This window comes from Sphingorhabdus sp. (assembly GCF_029865925.1).
In the GTDB taxonomy this organism is placed as follows: Bacteria; Pseudomonadota; Alphaproteobacteria; order Sphingomonadales; family Sphingomonadaceae; genus Sphingorhabdus_B.
This window is the reverse complement of record NZ_JARXAI010000060.1, coordinates 57,960-79,666: the sequence shown is the minus strand read 5'-3', so window position 1 is coordinate 79,666 and position 21,707 is coordinate 57,960. Positions and strand designations below refer to the sequence as shown.

The 21,707-nt window shown below is 56.3% G+C and carries 26 protein-coding genes and 1 pseudogene; 20 read left to right on the top strand and 7 right to left on the bottom strand.

All coding sequences use genetic code 11. The annotated features are described in order from the left end of the window. Positions 1–43 precede the first annotated feature (43 nt). A complete protein-coding gene (locus QE270_RS05780) occupies positions 44–1,585 on the top strand; it encodes an amino acid permease (RefSeq protein ID WP_300036515.1) in 1,542 nt (513 codons plus the stop codon). A gap of 83 nt (positions 1,586–1,668) precedes the next feature. On the opposite strand, the gene QE270_RS05775 is transcribed toward QE270_RS05780, so the two are convergent. Beyond that, positions 1,669–2,922, bottom strand: a complete 1,254-nt coding sequence (locus QE270_RS05775) for a multidrug effflux MFS transporter (protein WP_300036512.1) — start codon at positions 2,920–2,922, stop codon at positions 1,669–1,671. 382 nt (positions 2,923–3,304) lie between these two features. On the opposite strand from QE270_RS05775, the gene QE270_RS05770 reads away from it, so the two are divergent. The 14 genes from QE270_RS05770 to QE270_RS05705 all read left to right on the top strand — a co-directional run bounded on the left by QE270_RS05770 (position 3,305) and on the right by QE270_RS05705 (position 13,539). Further along, a complete protein-coding gene (locus QE270_RS05770) occupies positions 3,305–3,622 on the top strand; it encodes an AtpZ/AtpI family protein (RefSeq protein ID WP_300036510.1) in 318 nt (105 codons plus the stop codon). A 100-nt stretch (positions 3,623–3,722) separates the two neighbouring features. Beyond that, positions 3,723–4,478 carry a F0F1 ATP synthase subunit A gene (locus QE270_RS05765; protein WP_300036558.1) on the top strand — a complete coding sequence of 252 codons (756 nt, stop codon included), beginning with the start codon at positions 3,723–3,725 and terminating at the stop codon, positions 4,476–4,478. 44 nt (positions 4,479–4,522) lie between these two features. Then, a complete protein-coding gene (locus QE270_RS05760) occupies positions 4,523–4,750 on the top strand; it encodes a F0F1 ATP synthase subunit C (RefSeq protein ID WP_123153826.1) in 228 nt (75 codons plus the stop codon). A 59-nt stretch (positions 4,751–4,809) separates the two neighbouring features. Then, positions 4,810–5,304, top strand: coding sequence for an ATPase (locus tag QE270_RS05755; protein ID WP_300036507.1), 495 nt, complete (start codon positions 4,810–4,812; stop codon positions 5,302–5,304). 49 nt (positions 5,305–5,353) lie between these two features. Next, positions 5,354–5,956, top strand: coding sequence for a F0F1 ATP synthase subunit B (locus QE270_RS05750; protein WP_300036553.1), 603 nt, complete (start codon positions 5,354–5,356; stop codon positions 5,954–5,956). 69 nt (positions 5,957–6,025) lie between these two features. Next, positions 6,026–7,969, top strand: a complete 1,944-nt coding sequence (gene uvrC, locus QE270_RS05745; protein WP_300036504.1) for an excinuclease ABC subunit UvrC — start codon at positions 6,026–6,028, stop codon at positions 7,967–7,969. A 55-nt stretch (positions 7,970–8,024) separates the two neighbouring features. Next, the gene (locus QE270_RS05740) at positions 8,025–8,666 is read left to right on the top strand and encodes an alpha/beta hydrolase (protein ID WP_300036501.1); all 642 of its coding nucleotides are present in this window, start codon (positions 8,025–8,027) and stop codon (positions 8,664–8,666) included. Beyond that, positions 8,663–8,911, top strand: a complete 249-nt coding sequence (locus tag QE270_RS05735; protein ID WP_300036498.1) for an alpha/beta fold hydrolase — start codon at positions 8,663–8,665, stop codon at positions 8,909–8,911. The genes QE270_RS05740 and QE270_RS05735 overlap by 4 nt, the downstream gene beginning before the upstream one ends. Positions 8,912–8,973: 62 nt before the next feature. Beyond that, on the top strand, positions 8,974–9,285 hold the full coding sequence (locus QE270_RS05730; RefSeq protein ID WP_300036495.1) for a hypothetical protein: 312 nt from the start codon (positions 8,974–8,976) through the stop codon (positions 9,283–9,285). A 37-nt stretch (positions 9,286–9,322) separates the two neighbouring features. Next, complete coding sequence (locus QE270_RS05725; protein ID WP_300036492.1) at positions 9,323–9,913, top strand: recombination protein O N-terminal domain-containing protein; 591 nt, start codon at positions 9,323–9,325, stop codon at positions 9,911–9,913. Between the two features lie 134 nt (positions 9,914–10,047). Next, the gene (gene leuB, locus QE270_RS05720) at positions 10,048–11,094 is read left to right on the top strand and encodes a 3-isopropylmalate dehydrogenase (protein ID WP_300036550.1); all 1,047 of its coding nucleotides are present in this window, start codon (positions 10,048–10,050) and stop codon (positions 11,092–11,094) included. Positions 11,095–11,121: 27 nt separating this feature from the next. After that, positions 11,122–12,330 carry an aminotransferase class I/II-fold pyridoxal phosphate-dependent enzyme gene (locus tag QE270_RS05715; RefSeq protein WP_300036489.1) on the top strand — a complete coding sequence of 403 codons (1,209 nt, stop codon included), beginning with the start codon at positions 11,122–11,124 and terminating at the stop codon, positions 12,328–12,330. After that, on the top strand, positions 12,327–12,737 hold the full coding sequence (apaG, locus tag QE270_RS05710) for a Co2+/Mg2+ efflux protein ApaG (RefSeq protein WP_300036487.1): 411 nt from the start codon (positions 12,327–12,329) through the stop codon (positions 12,735–12,737). The genes QE270_RS05715 and apaG overlap by 4 nt, the downstream gene beginning before the upstream one ends. Positions 12,738–12,747: 10 nt before the next feature. Continuing rightward, entirely contained in the window at positions 12,748–13,539 is a 792-nt protein-coding gene (locus tag QE270_RS05705; protein WP_300036484.1) for a LysR family transcriptional regulator, read from the top strand. A 15-nt stretch (positions 13,540–13,554) separates the two neighbouring features. Here QE270_RS05705 and parE read toward each other — a convergent pair whose 3' ends face one another. The 3 genes from parE to QE270_RS05690 form a co-directional block, all read right to left on the bottom strand. After that, positions 13,555–15,543: a DNA topoisomerase IV subunit B gene (gene parE / locus QE270_RS05700; protein WP_300036481.1), complete on the bottom strand. Its 1,989-nt coding sequence runs from the start codon at positions 15,541–15,543 to the stop codon at positions 13,555–13,557. Between the two features lie 72 nt (positions 15,544–15,615). Next, positions 15,616–15,999, bottom strand: coding sequence for a PaaI family thioesterase (locus QE270_RS05695; protein WP_300036478.1), 384 nt, complete (start codon positions 15,997–15,999; stop codon positions 15,616–15,618). A gap of 19 nt (positions 16,000–16,018) precedes the next feature. Continuing rightward, the gene (locus tag QE270_RS05690) at positions 16,019–16,696 is read right to left on the bottom strand and encodes a GcrA family cell cycle regulator (RefSeq protein ID WP_300036475.1); all 678 of its coding nucleotides are present in this window, start codon (positions 16,694–16,696) and stop codon (positions 16,019–16,021) included. A 91-nt stretch (positions 16,697–16,787) separates the two neighbouring features. Between QE270_RS05690 and QE270_RS05685 the strand changes: the two genes are divergently transcribed. After that, positions 16,788–17,645, top strand: a complete 858-nt coding sequence (locus QE270_RS05685) for an ABC transporter permease (protein WP_300036470.1) — start codon at positions 16,788–16,790, stop codon at positions 17,643–17,645. Positions 17,646–17,706: 61 nt separating this feature from the next. After that, positions 17,707–17,970, top strand: coding sequence for a hypothetical protein (locus tag QE270_RS05680; protein ID WP_300036467.1), 264 nt, complete (start codon positions 17,707–17,709; stop codon positions 17,968–17,970). Here the strand turns inward: QE270_RS05680 and QE270_RS05675 are convergent. Continuing rightward, on the bottom strand, positions 17,915–18,412 hold the full coding sequence (locus QE270_RS05675; RefSeq protein ID WP_300036464.1) for a DUF2147 domain-containing protein: 498 nt from the start codon (positions 18,410–18,412) through the stop codon (positions 17,915–17,917). The two genes, QE270_RS05680 and QE270_RS05675, sit on opposite strands and share 56 nt — an antisense overlap. Positions 18,413–18,428: 16 nt before the next feature. Between QE270_RS05675 and maiA the strand changes: the two genes are divergently transcribed. Beyond that, a complete protein-coding gene (gene maiA / locus QE270_RS05670; protein ID WP_300036461.1) occupies positions 18,429–19,061 on the top strand; it encodes a maleylacetoacetate isomerase in 633 nt (210 codons plus the stop codon). Then, a complete protein-coding gene (locus tag QE270_RS05665) occupies positions 19,061–19,507 on the top strand; it encodes a MarR family winged helix-turn-helix transcriptional regulator (RefSeq protein ID WP_300036458.1) in 447 nt (148 codons plus the stop codon). The genes maiA and QE270_RS05665 overlap by 1 nt, the downstream gene beginning before the upstream one ends. Here QE270_RS05665 and QE270_RS05660 read toward each other — a convergent pair. Next, positions 19,504–20,469 (bottom strand): C13 family peptidase, encoded by a 966-nt coding sequence (locus QE270_RS05660; RefSeq protein ID WP_300036455.1) that lies wholly within the window; start codon positions 20,467–20,469, stop codon positions 19,504–19,506. The two genes, QE270_RS05665 and QE270_RS05660, sit on opposite strands and share 4 nt — an antisense overlap. Positions 20,470–20,530: 61 nt before the next feature. Between QE270_RS05660 and QE270_RS05655 the strand changes: the two genes are divergently transcribed. Continuing rightward, a complete protein-coding gene (locus QE270_RS05655) occupies positions 20,531–21,541 on the top strand; it encodes a fumarylacetoacetate hydrolase family protein (protein ID WP_300036452.1) in 1,011 nt (336 codons plus the stop codon). A gap of 31 nt (positions 21,542–21,572) precedes the next feature. On the opposite strand, the pseudogene QE270_RS05650 reads toward QE270_RS05655, so the two are convergent. Further along, positions 21,573–21,689 (bottom strand): annotated as a pseudogene (locus QE270_RS05650) (type II secretion system F family protein); the annotation flags it as partial. Between the last annotated feature and the right edge of the window lie 18 nt (positions 21,690–21,707).

The following is a 21,707-nucleotide window of genomic DNA, read 5'->3' as shown; positions in this document are numbered from 1 at the left end:
GGCTAGGTTCGCGCTCAGTCAATTATCCGTGAGGGGTGAAATAATGATCTTTGGTCGTACGAAATCAATCGACGCCATTTTGGCGACGGCGGAGAAGAAAGCTCTCCACCGAACGCTTGGCGCGTTTCAATTAACGCTATTCGGAATCGGCTGTGTCATTGGCACGGGCATTTTCGTATTAACCGCTGCAGGCGCGCAAAAGGCAGGGCCAGGTCTGATGCTGGCGTTCGCCATCGCAGGCGCAATCTGCATCGTGGCGGCACTTTGCTACGCTGAAATTGCTTCAATGTTGCCGGTGGCAGGGTCGGCTTATACCTACACCTACGCCGTTATGGGCGAATTGCTGGCCTGGACGGTTGGTTGGGCGCTTGTGCTCGAATACGCGGTCGCGGCTAGCGCGGTTTCGGTCGGATGGTCCGGCTATTTCAGTGGCACGATATTGAACGAATTTTTCGGGATTCAGTTACCGGCAGCTTTGGCGGCAGGGCCATTGGTACTTGGTGGCGCCGATGGCGGTATTATCAATCTGCCAGCGGTTATCATCGCTTTGCTGATGACCTGGCTCTTGATGATTGGGACCAATGAATCTGCCAAATTCAACGCGATTCTTGTGGCAATCAAGGTAACGGCGTTGACCGCGTTTATCATTCTGACTTTGCCAAAAGCCGAAATGGCCAACTTCAATCCTTTCCTGCCGGCTGGCGTTTTCGGTGGCTTTGGTTCAGGCGTTGGTGCTGTCGGTGCAGCCGCAACGATTTTCTTTGCCTATGTGGGCTTCGATGCCGTTTCGACGGCTGCTGAAGAAACGAAAAACCCGCAACGCAACGTGCCAATCGGGCTAATTGGCTCGCTTGGATTCTGTACGGTCTTCTACATTCTCGTTGCTGCCGGCGCTGTTGGCACGATCGGCGGTCAGCCGATCATGGGACCAAACGGCATACCATTCCCTGCGGGTTCTGAGGCATTGGCGGTCCAGTGTGCGCTTCCGCAATATAGCGACATGCTTGTCTGTTCGAACGAAGCGCTGGCGCATGTGCTGCGTCAGATAGGTTTCGGTACAATTGGCAACATGCTTGGTATCGCAGCGTTTGTTGCATTGCCTTCCGTTATCCTCATCTTGCTTTTTGGGCAGACCCGCATCTTCTTTGTGATGTCGCGTGACGGTCTGCTGCCGGAAGGTCTGTCGAAGATCCATCCAAAGTGGAAAACGCCTTATGTCGTTACTGCGATTACCGGTGCTGTCGTCGCCTTCGCCGCTGCGTTTCTGCCGGTAGGCCAGTTGGCAGATATCGCCAATGCCGGGACGCTCTACGCGTTCATGATGGTGGCAATTGCGGTCATGATGCTACGCAAGTCGGAACCAAACCGCGTCCGGTCGTTCAAGACACCCGCGCTTTGGCTGGTTGGTCCGTTGACAATCGCCGGCTGTATCTTCCTGTTCCTAAATCTGCCGTTCGAGGCTATGATGGTCTTGCCGATATGGGGCGGAATCGGTATCGTGATTTACTATCTTTATGGTTATAAAAAGAGCCATGTTGGACAGGGCCGGGACGAAGTGCACGACCTTAATGCAGACACCCCATAACGACCGATCGAGGGTAGACCTGTGGTCTGAACTGGGAATATATATTAGGAATAAGGGGCGCTTTGGTGCCCCTTTTCTTTGCCCTAATCATGCAAGTTGATGGGAATAGACTGCGTGGTCCCGGGCCGCGTGAACAACTTGCCCTTTTCGCACCATAGGACAAGGCCAAGCGTTACGAGCCCGCAGCTGAAAAAACCAAGCGCAACGGGAAAGACAGTGCCGTTAAACTGTTGCCCGATAAATGCACCAAGAGATGCGGCAAGAGCCGTACGTACAAAGGTTTGGAACGATGATGCCGCGCCTGCGACATGGCCAAAGGGCGTCATTGCAATCGACGAGAAGTTCGAACCGATAAATCCGATCATCGCCATATTACCCGTGAGCAGTACCAAGAAGATCGGAAGCGAGGTTGGCACAAAAGTGGCCGCTAGCAATTGCAAGCCACCCAGCGCGATAAAGGTTAGCAGCGCAGTTTGCGACACACGGCGCGCGCCAAAACGTTCGACGATGCGCGAATTGGTGAAGTTCGATGCAGCAATGCCGATGGCGATTATGGCAAAGCCAATGGTGAAGAAATCCGCGGCATGGAATACTCGATCAAACATCTGCTGCGAGCTGTTGAGATAGCCAAACAGGGCGCCCTGCGTGACGCCAGCCCCAATCATATAGCCAGCCGAATTACGGTTCAGGACGACGACCCTCCATGCTTTGGCGAGCGCGTGTGGTTGAATAGGAATGACATTTTCTGGCGCCAAGGTTTCGGGCAACCGCACATAGACCCAGATCGACGCGGCGACGGCCATGAAGGCCATCAGGTCAAAAATCACCCGCCAGCCAGCGAAAAGCAACACCATTTGACCAATCGTTGGCGCGACGATGGGCACGATCATGAATATGAGAAAGATTGTCGACATCCGCCGCGCCATGGCATCGCCTTCAAACTGATCGCGGATGACCGAGATGACGAGAACGCCCATCGCCGCAGCCAACAGCCCATGTGCAAACCGCATCATAAGCATGATTTCAAACGTTGGCGCTATCGAGCAGGCCAATGAAAAAATCGCAGCGCCAAGGGTCGCGATTAGCAAAATTGGCTTTCGGCCATAACGATCCGACAGTGGACCGTAGATCAGCGCACCTATCCCAGTGCCCGCCAAAAAGGTCGAAATTATATATTGAATCTGGTTAGGTTCGGCGATGCCAAGCCCGCGGACCATTGCGGGGAATGCGGGTAACATGGCATCAATCGCAAGTGCGTTGAGCGCCATGAGAGATGACATCATGACCGTGAGTTCGCGTGGACCGATGGTTTTCTTAGCTGGATTCTGTGATGGCATATCGGGCCTATGCGGGAGCATTGGTTGTTTTGCCACCCGCTAAATCGTTGTAGCGTCTGTCGCTTGATTGCAGAACGCAAGGTTGCGGACGAAAAATACCAAACACCTTAGGGCCAATGGAAAACCCGCGATGGCAGCGCGCCAGAATTAGACCCGCGCTGCCCCTGAACCTGAATTAAGCGTCAGGCGCGTGTTCCCGAATAAGGGTAATACCGTCTTAAAACCCCGCTGGGGCACGGATGCTCATCCCCTACCTGTTGCATTGCAACATTCTTGCGTGCGCGCTGTTGACTTGGCGCAGACGCTCTCCTAAAGCGCCGATGCCTAGGCGGGGTTGCCCCGATTTCGTGGTGGTTCCCTTTGTTAAAGAGGATGGACTCACATGATGTCGGACAATTCCGGGCAGGATGGCAAAGGCAAAAGTGACGCTCGGCTCGATTCGTTAGACATGCAGCTGAAAGCGGCGCGGAAGGCCGAAGCAGAACGCGCAGGTAAAGATCAGGTTCCCGCCAAAGGAATGCGGCAGGGGAACAGGGTTTTAACTGAGCTAATCGCTGGTCCTGCTGGTGGTGCACTGGTTGGGTGGTTGTTTGACCGCTTGCTGGGTACTTCGCCTGCGCTTCTGTTGGTCTGCATGTTTTTGGGCATCGCAGTCGCCTTCAGGAACATTATAAAAATCTCAGGGGAGCGTCCGGAATAGTCTGGGCGCTTAAGTCGTATATTATGCCCACGCGAAATCGCTTGGGTGTGGAAAAAACAGGGTAGTGAACGTGGCAGGCGAAAGCGGCAAAATCGATCCGATGCACCAGTTCCAGATTGAGCCGCTTGCGCAGCTTAATATTGCTGGATACGACGTCTCCTTCACAAACTCCTCGTTGTTCATGATCCTCGTTTTGGGCGCCTTATGGCTGTTTATGTGGGGCGGAATGAAACGTGACCTGGTTCCCGGTCGCTGGCAGATGGCGGTCGAAGGCGTAACTGGCTTCGTCAACAATATGCTGACCTCAAGCGTTGGTCCCGAAGGCAAAAAATATGTGCCTTTGGTGTTCTCGCTGTTCATGTTCATCCTGATGGCAAACTTCATGGGCATGATGCCATTTGGTATCGTCCCCGGCGTGCACCCATTCACGGTCACCAGCCACCTGACGGTCACCGCCGTGCTTGCGGTTATCAGCTTTGGTACCGTTCTGATCGTTGGTTTCTGGAAGCATGGCCTGCACTTTTTCAGCCTGTTTGTGCCACATGGCACACCTTGGTGGTTGCTTTGGCTCATCCCGCTGATCGAACTATTTTCATTCCTTATCCGTCCATTCAGCCTCGCACTTCGTCTTTTTGTCGCCATGACAGCTGGGCACGTGTTGATGAAGGTGTTGGCGGGCTTCGTCATCAACGGCCTCAACGCAGAAGCTGCTTGGGTGCCATTGGTTGTCAGCATCCCTTCTTTCATCCTGATGATCGGTATCACGCTCCTTGAGCTGCTGGTATGCGCCATTCAGGCCTATGTATTTGCACTTTTGACTTCGTTGTACATCAACGACGCGGTTAATTTGCACTGAGTTTTTTCTACAACCCATATGTATTTTTGACAGGAGTTATTATCATGGACGCAGAAGCAGCAAAATTGATCGGTGCAGGTCTTGCAGCAATTGGTGCCGGCCTCGCCGCTGGTGGTGTTGGTAACGTTTTCGGTTCGTTTCTTCAGGGCGCTTTGCGCAATCCTGCAGCAGCGGACGGTCAGCAGGGTCGTTTGTTCATCGGCTTCGCAGCTGCCGAACTTCTCGGTCTGCTTGCGTTCGTTGTTGCGATGATTCTGATCTTCGTTGCCTAATTGACGGTTTCGCCCCGGCACAATGCCGGGGCATTCTTTCATAAGGACAAGCGCGTAATATGCCCCAGATTAGTCAGATCCTTGAAACCTATGCATCGCAGTTTTTTTGGCTGCTTATTGTCTTTGGCCTGATCTATTTTACGATCGGTCATGGCATGTTGCCAAAAATTGAAGCGAGCATGGACGCGCGTGATCGTAAGATTGCGGACGACCTTGCTGCGGCTGAGCGTGCGCGGGCAGAGGCCGACAATCTGGGCGACAGCGGTGCTGCCGACCTCACGGCGGCACGGACCGAGGCGCAAGCCAAATCCTCCGCTGCCAAGGCGAAGGCCGCAAAGGACGCCGATGCGCGTCTGGCGAAGGCCGATGCCGAAATCAGCATTAAGGTCGCTGCGTCTGAAGCCGAACTGGCGAAGGCGACAGCCAAGGCATTGGCAGGCATTGAAGCCGTTGCGGCAGACGCTGCGGCGGATATCGTTGCAAAGGTTTCCGGTGCTAAGGTGACATCTGCGCAAGCCGCAACAGCAGTGAAGGCGGTAATGTCGCATGGCTAATCCCAATATTGCAACCGAAGTGGCCACCGCAGCGGCACCCGCAAGCGATATGGCAGCACCCGCAGCCAAATTGCAGGAAGCCGAAAAGACACTTGATATGTTGGAGGACGACGCCGTCCCTATGACCCATGCGGGTACAGAGGCAGCACCGGCCGGCGAACATGCCACGCCATCGGCGCTTGGCTTTGACGCTACGATGCTCGTCGCGTTGGCGATGTTGGTGGTGCTTGCGCTGGCCATCTGGAAAAAGGTTCCTGCCATGATCGCAGGTGCGTTGGATAAACAGATTGCAGGCATCAAGCAGCAGTTGGACCAAGCAACAGCGCTGCGCGCCGAAGCTGAAACCATCAAGGCTGAATACGAAGCCAAGGCCAAGCAGGCGGCAATTGACGCCGAAGCGATGAAGGCTGGGGCGGAAGAAGAAGCCAAGTTGATTGTTGCCCGCGCCAAATCCGATGCAACGGCATTGATTGGCCGTCGTGCACAGGCAGCCGAGGAAAAAATCGCCGCCGCTGAACGCGCCGCGATTGCCGATGTGCGTAAGACTGCGGCCATGGCGGCTGCTGCTGCTGCTACGCAACTTATCGCCGTGCATCATGATGCCAAGGCCGACGCAGCGCTTATCGACGAATCGATCGCGCAGCTAAACTAAGCTTACATCCCGCACATTCGCGGGATTGAGATTGAGTCTGCCAATGGCTCCGCCTACATGGCAGGCATCATGTCCAAAGCCGAACGTCCCGACCAGCCAAACGCGGCCTCCCGCTTTAACGAGGAAAAGGCGACCTATGCGGTGCGGGGCGCGGACACGCCTGATCTCGACACCGGCATTGCCGCGATCCGCAATGTCCTCAAGACCCTGCCGCTAAAGCCCGGCGTCTATCGCATGCATGATGCACGCGGTGATGTGCTTTACGTGGGCAAGGCTAGAGCGTTAAAGAACCGGGTCGGCAACTATGTGCAGATCGACCGGATGCCCAACCGCCTGCGCAGGATGGTGGCGCTGACGCGTTCCATGACTATCGTCACTACCAACAGCGAGGCGGAGGCCCTGTTGCTTGAGGCGCAATTGATCAAGCGTTACCGCCCCGCGTACAATGTGCTGTTGCGCGATGATAAAAGCTTTCCCTTCATATTGTTGCGTGCGGACCATAAATTTCCACGCATTCAAAAACATCGCGGTGCACGGCGGCATAAGGGCCAATATTATGGGCCGTTCGCCAGCGCCGGCTCCGTCAACCAGACACTAAACGCGCTGGAGAAACTGTTTCTGTTGCGCAGTTGCTCCGACAGTTTCTTCAACAACCGCGACCGGCCTTGCTTATTGTATCAAATCAAACGGTGTTCGGCGCCGTGCGTCGGGCGTATCGATGACAGCGCGTATGAAAGCCTTGTCGCCGACGCCAAATCCTTTCTCGATGGCAAATCCTCCGTTGTGCAGGCAAAGCTGGCGCAGGAAATGGAGGCCGCCGCCGAAGCGCTTGATTTCGAACGCGCCGCCATGGTCCGTGACCGGTTAAAGGCGCTGACCTTCATTCAAGGGTCGCAGGCGATTAACGCTCAAGGTGTAGGCGATGCAGACATATTCGCGCTGGCGCACCGCAATGGCGTAATGGGTATTCAGGCGTTTTTTATCCGTGGTGGGCAGAATTGGGGGCATCGCTCCTTCTTCCCCGCCCATGTTGCGGAAATAAACGAGGATGAAGTGTTCACCAGCTTCCTTGCGCAATTTTATGAAGATGTCCCGCCCGCAAAATGCATTTTTCTGGACAGGCAACTGACAGAGGCGGATTTGTTGGCGCAGGCGTTGTCCGAACGCGCCGAGCGCAAGATTGAGATTAGCGTGCCGCAACGCGGTGACCGGGTGCGCCTTGTAAAACAAGCCACGCGCAACGCCGAAGAAGCGCTCGATCGCAAGCTGGCCGAAAGCACGACGCAGGGCAAATTGCTGCAAGAGGTTGCTGACCTGTTCGAGCTTCCCGAACCCCCGCGGCGGATCGAAGTCTACGACAATAGCCATATTCAAGGGACCAACGCGCTTGGCGCGATGATCGTCGCTGGACCGGAAGGCTTCATTAAGGGCCAGTATCGCAAGTTTAACATCAAAAACCCCGACACTGCGCCGGGTGATGACTTCGCCATGATGCGCGAAGTGATGGCGCGGCGCTTTGGCCGGTTGATGGCGGACGATGCCGATCAGGAGCGCGACGAAAACTGGCCTGACCTCGTCCTGATCGACGGCGGCAAAGGGCAAATGAGCTCCGTCATGCAGATCGTGCGCGAATTTGGGGTCGAGGATGTTGCCTTTATCGGCGTGTCAAAGGGCCCTGACCGTCATGCCGGGCGTGAGACATTTCATTTCCCCGATGGCCGCGAGTTTACGCTGCCCGTCAACGCGCCTGTCATGTTCTATTTGCAGCGATTGCGCGATGAGGCGCACCGCTTTGCCATTGGCGCGCATCGTGCCAAGCGCAGCAAGGCCATTACCGTCAGCCCGCTTGATGAAGTGCCGGGCATTGGCCCGTCGCGCAAAAAGGCGTTGCTGATGCATTTTGGCACGGCCCGCGCGGTGCGCAACGCCAGCCTTGAAGACTTACAAAAAACGCCGGGTGTATCCGCCGCCGTCGCGCAAACGGTATATGATTACTATCATAGCAACGGATGACTATCGCTTGCAGTTGTGAATTGGCTGAGTACAAAAGCGCGACAGGGAGAGACATATGCCGACCGTCCGCGCGAACAATATCGATATCTATTATGAAGAAAGCGGACCTGCCGATGCGCCAGTGATCCTGCTCGTCATGGGGCTTGGGACGCAGATGATTGCGTGGCCCGAGGATATGATTCAAGGGCTGTTGGCGCAGGGCTTTCGCGTTATACATTATGACAATCGCGATGTTGGCCTGTCGCAACGCATGGATGGAGCGCCCGCACCCAATCTGATCTGGACTATGGTCAAGGCGCGCGTTGGCTTGCCGACGCGGGCAGCGTACACGCTGACGGACATGATGCAGGATGGCATTGCCTTGCTGGATGCGCTTGGCATCGCAAAGGCGCATATTGCTGGCGCATCAATGGGTGGCATGATCGTGCAATTGATGGCGGCACATCATCCGGATCGGATATTGACGATGACGTCCATCATGTCCACCAGCGGGCGGGCGGGGCTTCCAGGACCGCGCGCCGATATACGCAAGCGGTTGATGGCGCCGCGCCCGTCCAACCCGACGCGCGAACAGGCAGTGCGCTTGGGCGCTGAGTCTCTCGAAACGATTTCCTACGCCGATAAGAAACGGCCCAATAGTGCGTTTGAGGATATGGCTGCGCGCGCGTTTGACCGGAGCTATTATCCATCGGCATGAAGCGGCAGTTGCTGGCGATCATGGCCGACGGTAGCCGCGTGAGCCGCCTGAAAATCGTTAAAGTGCCGACCTTAGTCGTGCATGGGGGCGCTGACCCGCTTGTCCCCAAAGAGGGAAGCGAAGACATTGCGCGGCTCGTGCCCAATGCGCGTTTGGAGATTATCCCGGAAATGGCCCATGATTTGCCGCCGTCGCAAGTTGGGCGCATGGTTGATCTGATCGCAGGGCATGCCAAAGCACAATAAATATTTAGCGCGCCGCGCAGTATATTGATTGCGCCGCACCGCGGGTTCGATACAGACAGCGCATGACAAACAATCAGCTATTGCTTGAAGCTATCGCGCTCAAAAAATGTGTCACTGCGGTGTACAATAATGTTGCGATGAAGCTGGCCCCGCATGTCCTGTATTCCAAGCACAGCGCCTTGTTCGTGGATGCCGTGATACTGGAAAAAAATGGTGAGCTTCGCCGTGAGAAGAAGTTGGGTGCGTTTCATTTGTCGGGGCTGAACGACCTCCAGTTAATAGACCAGCCGTTTGCAATCGACGCCTTGTTCGAACCGGCTGCCGAAAAATATCAGGACGCGACTCTATTCGTGGTCGACGCGGACGCAGGATAGCACTTCCCCTCACGCCGCAGTCTTGGCATGAGGGCGCATGGATATTTCGGCATCTGCCATCATCTGCGCTGTCCGCAACCATGGTGAAACGGGTGCGATCGTGCGGGCGTTTACGGCGGACTACGGTATGCTCGCTGGCTATGTGCAAGGCGCGCGCGGGCGGCAGTTGCGGCCTGTCCTTATCCCCGGCAATGTCATTAAGGGCGAATGGCGCACGCGCATAGCGGGGCAATTGGCGCGCCTTACACCCGAACCATTACACAGCCGCGCGCATTTATTGGGCGAGCCGCTGGCGATTGCGGCAATTGACTGGGTCACGGCCCTGACGGCGGCTACATTGGCAGAAGGCGCCCCATATCCGCGGGTCCATAGCGCCATTGACGGCCTGCTCTCGGCAATTGAGCTTGCCCCTGCGGCACGGGTGTGGGCGGGGGCTGTTGCCCAATATGAGACGCTGTTGCTGGCCGAGCTTGGCTATGCCGAGGACCATGATACCGACAGCGCGCCCGTGGCGATGATGGCGCAGACGCGCAAACGTCTGGTGGCGCATGTCCTGGGCGACCGCCGCGCCGACGTGATGGCGGCGCGCGAACGCTTGGTGGAGCGGTTGAAAAGGGCGGTTGCATAAGCCCGCTGCTATTGGCAGGGGAGGGATAAAGTTTGGCCTGTAACCCTCAACCCGTTTCAGGGTCTTAATACCGGCTTTGAAAGTAAGATGCTGAAACGAGTTCAGCATGACAAGAAAGTTTTGTACTTATGTCTATGCTTATTGCCTTGTTACCTGGGGACGGAATTGGTCCCGAAGTCATTACCGAAGCACGGCGCGTGCTGGATGCGTTGCGCATAGATGGGCTGACGTTTGAAGAAGCGCTTGTCGGCGGTGCGGCCTATAAAGCAACAGACCATCCTTTGCCTGCGGATACGCTGGCCCTCGCCAAGCGCGCCGACGCGATATTGTTTGGCGCCGTGGGCGACCCTGATTGCGACGGCTTGGAACGCCATTTGCGCCCTGAACAGGCGATCTTGGGCTTGCGTAAGGAACTGTCCTTGTTCGCCAACCTGCGCCCAGCCACTTTGTTTCCCGAGCTTGTCGACGCAAGTGTGCTTCGGCCGGAGGTGGCCACACAAATCGACATGATCATCATCCGTGAACTGAACGGCGACGTTTATTTCGGGGAAAAAGGCATGCGCAAAACTGCCGATGGCAAGCGGGAAGGCTATGACATCATGTCTTATAATGAGGATGAGGTGCGCCGCATCGCCCGCGTCGGTTTTGAAACCGCCATGGCGCGCGGCAAGAAACTCTGCTCGGTGGACAAGGCCAATGTGCTTGAGACGTCGCAATTGTGGCGCGATGTTGTGATCGAAACCCATGCCGAATATCCCGAAGTCGCGTTGAGCCACATGTATGTCGACAATTGCGCGATGCAGTTGGTGCGCAACCCCGGGCAGTTTGATGTTATCGTCACGGGTAATTTGTTCGGCGACATCTTGTCCGATCAGGCAAGCATGTGCGCTGGCTCCATAGGAATGTTACCCAGCGCGTCCTTGGATGCCACGCAAAAGGGTCTGTATGAGCCTATTCACGGCAGTGCGCCCGATATAGCAGGACAGGGCAAGGCCAACCCGCTCGCCACCATATTGTCCGCCGCGATGATGCTGCGATACTCGCTTGGCCTGGCGGAGCATGCCGACCGTATCGAAGCTGCTGTGGCCAAGGCACTTGCCGCAGGCGCACGTTCGCCTGACCTTGGCGGCAGCCACTCAACCCGCGAAATGGGTGATGCCGTTCTTGCTGCCTTGACCTGAGCCCCGCACTCCACGAAAAGCGAACCCATGAAGAAAACTACAGGCCAGAATCGCGAAATTACGAAGCATTGGCGACCCGCCACCCAAGCGGTGCGTGGCGGCACATGGCGCAGCGAGTATGGCGAGACGTCTGAAGCGTTGTTCTTGTCGTCGGGCTTTACCTATGACGACGCCGAAACCGTTGCGGCCCGCTTTGCTGGTGAACAAGACGGCATGACCTATTCGCGGTTGCAAAACCCGACTGTCCAGATGCTCGAAGAACGCATTGCGCTGATGGAAGGGGCCGAAGCCTGCCGCGCGCAGGCCACGGGCATGGCCGCCATGACAACGGCGTTATTGTGCCAGTTGCAAATGGGTGACCATGTCGTCGCCGCGCGCGCCGCCTTTGGCTCATGCCGTTGGCTGACCGACAATTTGCTTCCCAAATGGGGCATCAGCACGACCACGATAGACAGCCGCGACAATGATGCGTGGAAGGCGGCGATTCAGCCGAATACGAAAGTGTTCTTCTTTGAAACGCCTGCGAACCCGACGATGGATATTGTCGACATGACCCATGTCTGCGGGCTGGCGAAGGAACATGGGATTACCACGGTGGTCGACAATGCCTTTGCCACCAGCGTGCTGCAGCGCCCGATGGACTATGGCGCCGACGTTGTTGCCTATAGCGCGACGAAGTTGATGGACGGGCAGGGCCGCGTTCTGGCCGGCGCTGTGTGTAGTTCCCAGAAATGGATGGATGAGGTGCTGTTGCCATTTCAGCGCAACACGGGACCAAACCTGTCGCCCTTCAACGCTTGGGTGGTGCATAAGGGGCTCGAGACGTTGGAACTGCGTGCCATGCGGCAGTCGGAGAATGCGCTTAAGGTTGGCAAATTCCTTGAGGCGCGGGTGCCGCACATCATGCACCCCGGGCTTGAAAGCCATCCGCAACATACACTCGCGATGCAGCAGATGAAGGCATGCGGCCCGATCTTTGCGTTTTCCGTCGATGGCGGTCGCAAGCAAGCGCATGCTTTGCTCAATGGGCTGCAGTTGATCGACATATCGAACAACATTGGCGATGCGCGCAGCCTGATGTGCCACCCCGCGTCATCGACGCACCACGGCATGGGCCCCGAAGCCCGCGAAGCCATGGGCGTGGGCGAAGGCTTGATCCGGATCAACGTTGGTTTGGAAGACCCTGCAGATTTAATCGAAGACCTTGATCAGGCGTTGAAGGCAGCGGGTTTATGACTAGCATCCTAGATGCATTCTTTGCGATCAGCGCCACTACAGATGGCATTACCGTACGCGTATCGCCGAACTTTTTAGAGGAGCAATCCACGCCAGCCCAAGGGCGTTGGTTCTGGTCCTACCATATCCGCATCGAAAATGGCGGTGCAGAATCGGTGCAGTTGATGACACGGCACTGGCGGATTACCGATGGCCGCGGCACGATAAGCCATGTTGATGGCGACGGCGTTGTTGGCGAACAACCACTTCTTCTCCCTGGCGAAAGCCATGATTATGTCTCCGGCTGCCCGCTACCGACACCCAGCGGCATGATGGAGGGGCAATATCGCTTCGTACGCGAAGACGGCACGACATTCCTTGCGGAGATTCCGCGCTTCACACTGGTGGCACCGGCCACGGCACGATGAGCATGCAGCGATGAAGCGCACGCATCTCCCCTTGAACGGTCTGCGCGTGCTGGACGCAGCGGCCCGCCATTTAAGCTTTACGAAGGCTGCGGACGAGCTTGCCGTGACGCCAGCAGCCGTAGGGCAACAGATACGCGCGCTTGAGGATATGTTGGGCGTTGTCCTGTTCCGCCGCACCCCCAAAGGGCTTGAACTCACAGACGAGGCCGCAAATGGCCTTGATGCCTTGCGCGCAGGGTTCCTTCAGTTCGAAGAATCGGTTCGCGCGATGCAGGCTGGGCAATCATCCAATGCGCTTACCATCGCCGCGCCGCGTGATTTTACCGCCAAATGGCTGGCCGGCCGGCTCGCGATCTTTAGCAAGGCCAACCCTGACACGCGATTCACGTTGGTCGCTGCGGACGAAGATGTGGATTTTACCGAGGCCAATCTGGACCTCGCCATCCGCCTGACAACGGGCCCCGGCGAACATGAGGGTGTTCGGCTTGCCGCGGGCGCGTATGTCACCGTTGCCGCGCCAGAGGGCGGGGCAGAAACACCAATCAGCTGGCCCAATTGTCCGATGGTCGATGGGGTTGCTGCCTTGCGCCTCGCCGATGCTGGCCTGGCCATTGAGGCCGCGGCGATCGGGCTGGGCAAGGCGACCGTTCCGCTTCTGCTTGCCGAGGCCGATTTGGCGAGCGGCAAAGTCCGCGCTACGGACAATGCGCGGGAAAGCGATGACGCTTACTGGCTACTGGCCCCCTTGCCGCAATGGCGGCAGAAAAAGGTGAAGGCGTTGGTTGAGGCATTGACGGGGTAAGAAACTACCGCCGTTTTAAGCGTCAATCGTGTCTTCATCCAGCTGCGCGGCGTTTTCTTGGATGAAGTTGAACCGGTGCTCCGGATTTTTGCCCATCAGGCGGTCGACCAGATCATTCACCATGGCGCGGCGTTCATATTCATGCGGCAAAGTGATGCGGATCAGCGATCGGGTCGCCGGATCCATCGTCGTTTCTTTCAACTGATTGGGGTTCATTTCGCCCAATCCCTTAAAGCGGCCAACATCGACCTTCTTGCCCTTAAACACAGTCGCTTCCAATTCGGCGCGATCGGCGTCGTCGGCGGCGTACACGCTTTGGCTGCCATGCGTCAGGCGATAGAGCGGTGGGCGGGCGAGGAACAGATGTCCAGCCTTCACAATTTCCGCCATCTCCTGAAAGAAGAATGTCATCAGCAAGGTTGCGATATGCGCGCCATCGACATCGGCGTCGGTCATGATGATGATGCGTTCATAGCGCAGATTGTCGGGGTTACAGTCCTTGCGTATGCCACAGCCAAGCGCGAGTTGGAGGTCGGCGATTTCATTGTTCGCCCGGATCTTCTCGGCGGTGGCAGAAGCAACGTTCAGGATTTTACCCCGGATCGGCAAAATCGCCTGCGTCTTGCGGTTGCGCGCTTGCTTGGCGCTGCCGCCTGCGCTGTCGCCTTCGACGATGAACAATTCGGTGCCGGTGGGGTCATCCGATGCACAATCGGTAAGCTTGCCAGGCAAGCGGACCTTGCGGCCTGATGTTGCGGTTTTGCGCTTCACTTCGCGCTCTGCTTTCCGGCGCAGGCGGTCGTCTACTTTCTCAAGAATGAAGCCCATCAACGCCTTGCCGCGTTCCATATTGCCGGCAAGATAATGGTCGAAATGGTCACGCACGGCGTTTTCGACAAGCCGCGTGGCTTCAGGCGAGGTCAGCCGGTCCTTGGTCTGGCTTTGGAATTGCGGGTTGCGGATGAACACCGACAGCATCAATTCGGCTTCGTTGAAGATATCTTCTGCCGAAATCTGCGCTGCCTTTTTCTGGCCAATTAATTCACCAAAGGCGCGCAATCCCTTTGTAAGCGCAGCGCGCACGCCCGCTTCATGCGTACCGCCATCGGGCGTGGGGATGGTGTTACAATACCAGCTATAGGCACCGTCCGAATATAAGGGCCATGAAATCGCCCATTCAACACGCCCTTGCGCGTCGGGAAAATCCTGCGTTCCGGCGAAGAATTCGGTTGTGGCACAGGCGCGGGTACCAAGCTGCTCACGCAAATGGTCGGACAGACCGCCGGGGAATTGAAACACCGCTTCGGCAGGCACATCTGCGCTGGCCAGTTCCGCATCGCAGCGCCAACGAATTTCCACGCCCGCAAATAAATAGGCTTTTGACCGCGCAAGACGGAACAGGCGCGCAGGCTTAAACTTTGCGTCGGCACCAAAAATTTCGGGATCGGGGGTAAACGCAATCGTCGTTCCTCGCCGGTTGGGGGTCGGGCCGAGCTCCTCCAGCTTGCCTACCGGATGCCCTTGGGCAAAGCGTTGGCGATATAATTGCTTGTTGCGTGCCACTTCAACCAAAGTGTCGATCGACAAGGCATTGACGACCGACACACCAACACCGTGCAAACCACCTGACGTCGCATAGGCCTTGTCCGTGAACTTCCCGCCGGAGTGCAATGTGGTCAATATGACCTCAAGCGCCGATTTATCCGGGAATTTGGGATGCGGGTCGACGGGAATACCGCGCCCATTGTCGGTGATGGTCAGACGATTGCCAACGCCCAGATGGACCTCGATACGGCTGGCATGGCCGGCGACAGCCTCATCCATAGAGTTGTCGAGCACTTCTGAGGCAAGGTGATGCAATGCCCTTTCGTCGATGCCGCCAATGTACATTCCGGGACGACGGCGAACCGGCTCAAGTCCCTCCAGCACTTCAATCGCTGAAGCGGTATAATCATTGGATGCGGCGGTTGCGGCTGCGCTCCCGCCAAACAGGTCATCGGTCATAGATATGCTATAGGCGCGGGAGAGTCGGCCGCGCAACAGCCGAACGATACTCGGCTGTGGAAATAAACCGGATCAGCGTCTTTCCGGGGGCATGGACATAATGGCAAAATTGCCACTCGCCTGCGCAATCAACTTGTCATTCTGTGTGATTCGGGCGGTTAGATGGGCGACCGTTCGGCCCTTGTTATCCAAAACGGTTTGGCACAGCAACTGGCCCTCCACGACTGGCCGGAAATAGCTAATCGAGATATCAACCGTAGCGCAGGCATATCCGGCATCAAGCGTTGAATAGAGCGCCGCGCCCATGCCAGTGTCCGCCATCGCGTAAATGACAGCGCCATGCACAACGCCGTGCGGATTGAAATGTCGGCCATCAACCGGCAGCAGAAGCGTGCTGCTACCGTCGTCTTGTTGTTCTACAGTCAACCCGATGAGATCAGCAAATGGATGATCCACGCTTTATCTCGCCGCTGTCTTAACGAACCCGTGGTCCGCCAAATGGCATGGGGGGTGGAGGACGACGCACACCGCGCGGAAGTTGCGCCTGATAGGCACGGCCGCAATGTTCGACGCAATAGGGAAAGCCAGGGTTCACGGGCACACCGCAGAAGTGGAAATCTGCCTCACCGGGGTGGCCAAGTGGCCAGCGGCAAATACGCTCGTTCAAATCGAGCAAGGAGGTTTTATCCGCCATTTCGGGACTTGGCTTAGCAGGTACAAGACGACGTGGCGGGGCAGGCGGGATGGGTGCCTGCTGATCGCCGGGGCCCTGACGCATGAAACCGCCGGGTCCGATCGACACGACGCGTGGTGACGACGAAACGCGCGGTGCGGGCGCTTCTGCGGTATCGTCATCCGCACGTACGGGCGCAACAGTCTCTGCAGCCGGCGCTGCTGGGCGGGGACGGGCAGGGGCTGCAGCGGCAGGCGCTTTGGCTGGAGCCGCGGCAGGCGCAGCCTTTTTAGGCGCAGCTTTCTTGTCAGCATCATTGGCCTTAACAGGCGAAGGGCGGGATTTCAGGCCCAAGCGATGTGCCTTGCCGATAACTGCGTTGCGGCTCACGCCACCAAGTTCCTCTGCAATCTGGCTCGCGGTCAGGCCTTTGTCCCAAAGCGCCTTTAATTGATCAATCCGCTCGTCGGTCCAGGACATAAATTCGATTCCAATAGCTAGTTGTATATGCCGCGCATGCGGCGCAATTGCGCCTTGCGGTTATCGCTGCAAGCCGATAGTCGATTGCGCCATGACTATCCACCATAAAAGCGCTCCTGGCCAAGATAGGGATGCACACCCTGTTGTGCAACTGCCTGATGGCGAACGCCATATCCGGAATGTAAACTGGATCGGGTTGCAAACCTTATATATGAAAGAGGTACGCCGCTTTTTTAAGGTGCAACTGCAAACCGTGTGGGCACCTGCCATCACGACGTTGCTCTACCTCATCATTTTTACTGTCGCGCTTGGCAAGGTCAAGCCAACGGTGTTGGGTGTTTCCTTTGCGGATTTCATTGCGCCGGGCCTGATCATCATGGGTATGATGCAAAACGCCTTTGCCAATTCCAGCTTTTCGCTGCTTGTGGGCAAGGTTCAGGGGACGATTGTCGATTATCTGATGCCGCCTTTGTCTAATGCAGAAGTGCTGGCGGGGCTTGTCGGGGCGTCCGTGACGCGGGCATTTCTGGTCGGGACGACTATCTGGCTCGCCATGGCAATTTGGCCAGGCGTCAATGTAACACCTGCGCATTTTTGGGCTGTGTTATGGTTTGGTTTGATGGGGTCGACGATGCTGGCGCTGATTGGCGTCCTGACATCCATCTGGGCGGAGAAGTTTGACCATGCCGCCGCGGTAAGCAATTTCGTTGTTACTCCAGCAGCACTCTTGTCCGGTACCTTCTACTCGGTCGATAAGCTGGCGCCGACCTTTCAAGCGATCAGCCACGCCAATCCGTTTTTCTACGCCATATCGGGTTTTCGTTATGGCTTCATCGGCAGTGCGGACAGCCCCGTTGTTTTGGGTGCGCTTTTGCTACTGGCGTTGAACACCATGCTTGGGCTTATCTGTTATTTCCTCCTCCGTTCAGGATGGAAATTGCGCCCTTAACTAATGTTCGGAAACTAAATTCTGTACGCAGATGGTCGTAATCTCCCGAAAGGGGAAAACGATGACAATGATGGCAGAGGCCAAGCTGGAGCACCGAAGTGTGCAGCTGCAAACCGCGTTAATGAAGGGCAATAGCGCCGAAATCATCGCGGCGCGTGAACTGCTTTGGCTGTCATTGGAGGAGATGCAAGGATCGGGATATTGGCGCGAGCACCCCGATCAACGCCAAATCCAGATGCGCCTCTATCGCATATCAGCAAAAATGATGTTCAACCCGCCGGCGTCCATGTCTGGGCCTGACAAAAAGGTCCAATACATCCCTTAACTACGAGATTGCCGGATTTGCCTTTGTAGACAATCGAGCGGTAGGTTTTACCAGACTTCGGATCGTAAATCTGGCCCTTATATTGGTCGCCATCGGCTTTGAAACCAGTCAGGACATTTAGACCCAAAATTGTCCTGCTGCGTAATGTCTTATCGGGATTGTTAATGTCCTTTGCGCCCGGACCAGCAGGAGGATTAACCAAAAATTTCGCAAGCTTGCCGCACAATGCCGCGCCGCATTGGTAAATCTCAACTACGCCATCCTTGCTTTGCGTGATCCAGCGGCCGGATATCGGTGCCGCCGCCTGTGCAGGGATGGCTGTAACAATACATGCGGCAATCAAATATTTTTTCGCGAAATACATTGGGCTTCCTCTCACTTTACGGTCGACATAAACGGCTGCGGGGTAAGCTGCAATGCTTTTGCCTTTTGTGTGTGTCATGCTAATCGCGTTGATCATGAAAGACATTATCCTGTTTGACTATTGGCGTTCCTCGGCCAGCTATCGCGTGCGGATCGTACTGAACCTCAAAAATGTGCCCTATACGCGTGTGCCGACAAGCCTCTTGGACAATGAACAAAAGGCGCCCGATTATGTTGCACGCAACCCGCAAGGTTTCGTGCCCATGCTGTCGATTGACGGTCATGATCTGACGCAGAGCCTTGCCATCATCGATTATCTCGACGCCAATTATCCTGCCCCCGCAATGGTGTCGTCGAACTCGGCGGATCGGGCGAAAACTTTGGCGCAGGCGTTGATTATTGCCGCTGACACCCATCCCATCGATAATCTGCGTATCCTGCGCTATTTGAAGGAGCAGATGGGGCAATCGCAAGAGGCGGTGGACGCATGGTATCGACACTGGATCATCGAAGGCTTTACTGCTTTGGAGGCTATGGCCCCCGAAGAGGGTCTATTCGGCGGTGACCTGCCTAATCTGGCCGATGTGTGCCTTGTGCCGCAAATGGCCAATGCGCGCAGGGTCGACACGCCATTTGCGCAATTTCCAAAATTAATGCGGATTGATGCCGCGCTGACGGCGTTACCCGCCTTTGTCGCTGCACATCCTGATCAAGTGAAGCCGGACTGATGCCTGCCAAGAAACTGAGGCTTAGTGCCTTTCTTCCGTACCAATTGTCGATTACGTCAAACGCCGTGAGCGATCTGATCGCGCGGGCCTATCGGGGCAAATTTGCTCTTAAGGTCCCCGAATGGCGGGTAATGGCGCTGTTGGGCGAAGGCGATGTGGCCACGCAGCGGCAATTGGTTGCTGCAACCGCTATGGACAAGGTTACGGTAAATAGGGCCTGCAAGGCGCTGGAGGAACGGGACTTGATCAGCCGCGTGCCAAATACAGCGGACGGGCGATCGCACCATCTGGCGCTGACGGCTGCGGGCCGCGATCTGTATGAACAAATTGTACCTGAGGCACTTAGTTTAGAGGCCGAACTTGAGACAATATTGGGCAGCGGCGAGGCGAAGATGCTTGAGGTGATGCTCGCGCAATTACGTGCAAGGGTTACTGAACTCGGCTAGTCCGAACTAATCGCAGGACGGCCAACTTTGGCGGTTGGGGTTTTGGGCATCTTGTCTTCCAACGCATCAAGCCAGACACGCGCGTTGTCACCGACAAAAACCTGTGGCCGCGACGGGACAAGCCTTAATTGGCCTTCCCAGTCATAGATCAACCGTGTTGCTTCCCCCACAGCGGCGTCGAATGTCTGTGGTTTGCGCAGAGCATTGTTTACCAAGGCATCGCCAAAAAAGGTCCAATCATTGCCTGGCGCGCATCCAAAAGATGTACGTTGCGATGATGCTGCGGTGACGATGACGGTTTGGTCATTGGTCAGCAGCGGAAGGAAAATCCCTGAAAAGCATGCCGACAGCAGCACCATGCGGCGTTTAATGCCGACGCCATCAATCAAATTGGCCAGACGCTGTGGGCCAATCATCCCACCGGCATATTCCCCGTCGCGATAGGCAAGGCCTGATACAGGGTCGCCATGCGTGGTGGCAAACAGGATGAGCACATCCTCCTTAGGATCCATCTTCGCGGCAATAGCTGCCAGACCTATGGCCAGGTTAGATGGTGACCCTTGCGCGGGGCCTATGGCCTTGTCGTCTGCGCCTGCTGCAAGATGAAGTGTGCGCCCGGCCGCGCCATAGCGCCGTGCCAACACATTGGCGGCTTCGGAAGACTCGCGGGTGAATACAGGGTCGGAATCGAGGCCAATGGAAAGAACATAGGCATCCACAACACCGGGCCGTTGCGGTTGCAATGTGGCAATGGCAGTGGTGAGCCGTTTATGCTGTGACAAATACCATTTTGCCGACCGGCTTTGCTCGGCAAACCACCCATTTTTAGAGGCCTCGATCGTGTTAAACCTCTGCTGCTGGCTGAAGGCAGAACCGCTGACAAGAAACGAAAGTGCCAATGCGCCGAAATGTGCCAACCGCATTTTGCCAATCCCCCATCCCATGCGGTCAATTCTAGACACACAGTCGCGGTTGCCGCAACTGCAATATGGTTGCATGATGAGGCAAATCTGGAGAATGATTATGAAACTTGCATCATTGAAGTCGGGCCGTGACGGACATCTGGTTGTCGTGTCGGACAATCTCGCTTGGTATGCGGACGCAGCGCATATTGTTCCAACGATGCAGGCAGCGCTTGATGATTGGGACGATGTCGCGCCCCGGTTGCAAGTACTGGCGACCGACTTGGAACATGCGGTTATCCCGCGCGAACGCTTCCACGAACATGATGCGGCGGCGCCCCTTCCGCGCGCCTATCAGTGGGCGGACGGTTCGGCATATGTGAACCATGTGGATTTAGTCCGCAAGGTACGCGGCGCAGTGCTGCCCGAAAGCTTCTGGCATGACCCGTTAATATACCAGGGCGGATCGGACGCATTCATGGGCGCGCGCGACGATATTCCTTTGGCGGACGCAAATTGGGGCTGCGACTTTGAGGCGGAGATTGTCGTTGTGACGGGCGATGTGCCAATGGGAACATCCGCCGCCGACGCATTGTCTTACGTACGGCTGATTGGGCTCGTGAACGATGTGTCCTTGCGCAACCTGATCCCCGCGGAGTTGGAAAAGGGCTTTGGCTTTGTCCAGTCAAAGCCTGCCAGCACTTTGTCTCCGGTATTCGTCACGCCTGACAGCCTTGGGGATTATTGGCAGCATGGCAAATTGCACCGGACGTTGCATGTTGACCTTAACGGTGCGCCATTTGGCAGGGCGGTCGCGTCGGATGATTGCACCTTTGATTTTGGCACATTGATCGCGCATCTCGCCAAGACCCGCAGTGTCGGGGCAGGGTCTATCATTGGATCAGGGACAGTGTCCAACCGCGATGCCGACGGCGGTCCCGGCAAACCCATTGCCGATGGTGGCCTTGGCTATAGCTGCTTGGCCGAAGTGCGCATGGTTGAGAAAATACAGACTGGCGAGATGGCAACGCCATTCCTGAAAGGCGGCGACATATTGCGGATTGAAGTGCTCGACGACGCTGGCCACAGCATATTTGGCGCTATCGAACAGAGCATACGCACGACCCAATAGGGTGGCCCATCGGCTATCCTTTCTGATCCATTTATTTGTTACCTGAAAATGCGTCGCTGATCGAGCAAGCAGCTGGCCCAAGAATAACAATGAACAAAGTCGGCAGAATGAACACGATGAGTGGAATGGTCATAATATAAATCAACCGATATCGGATGTCGGTGTA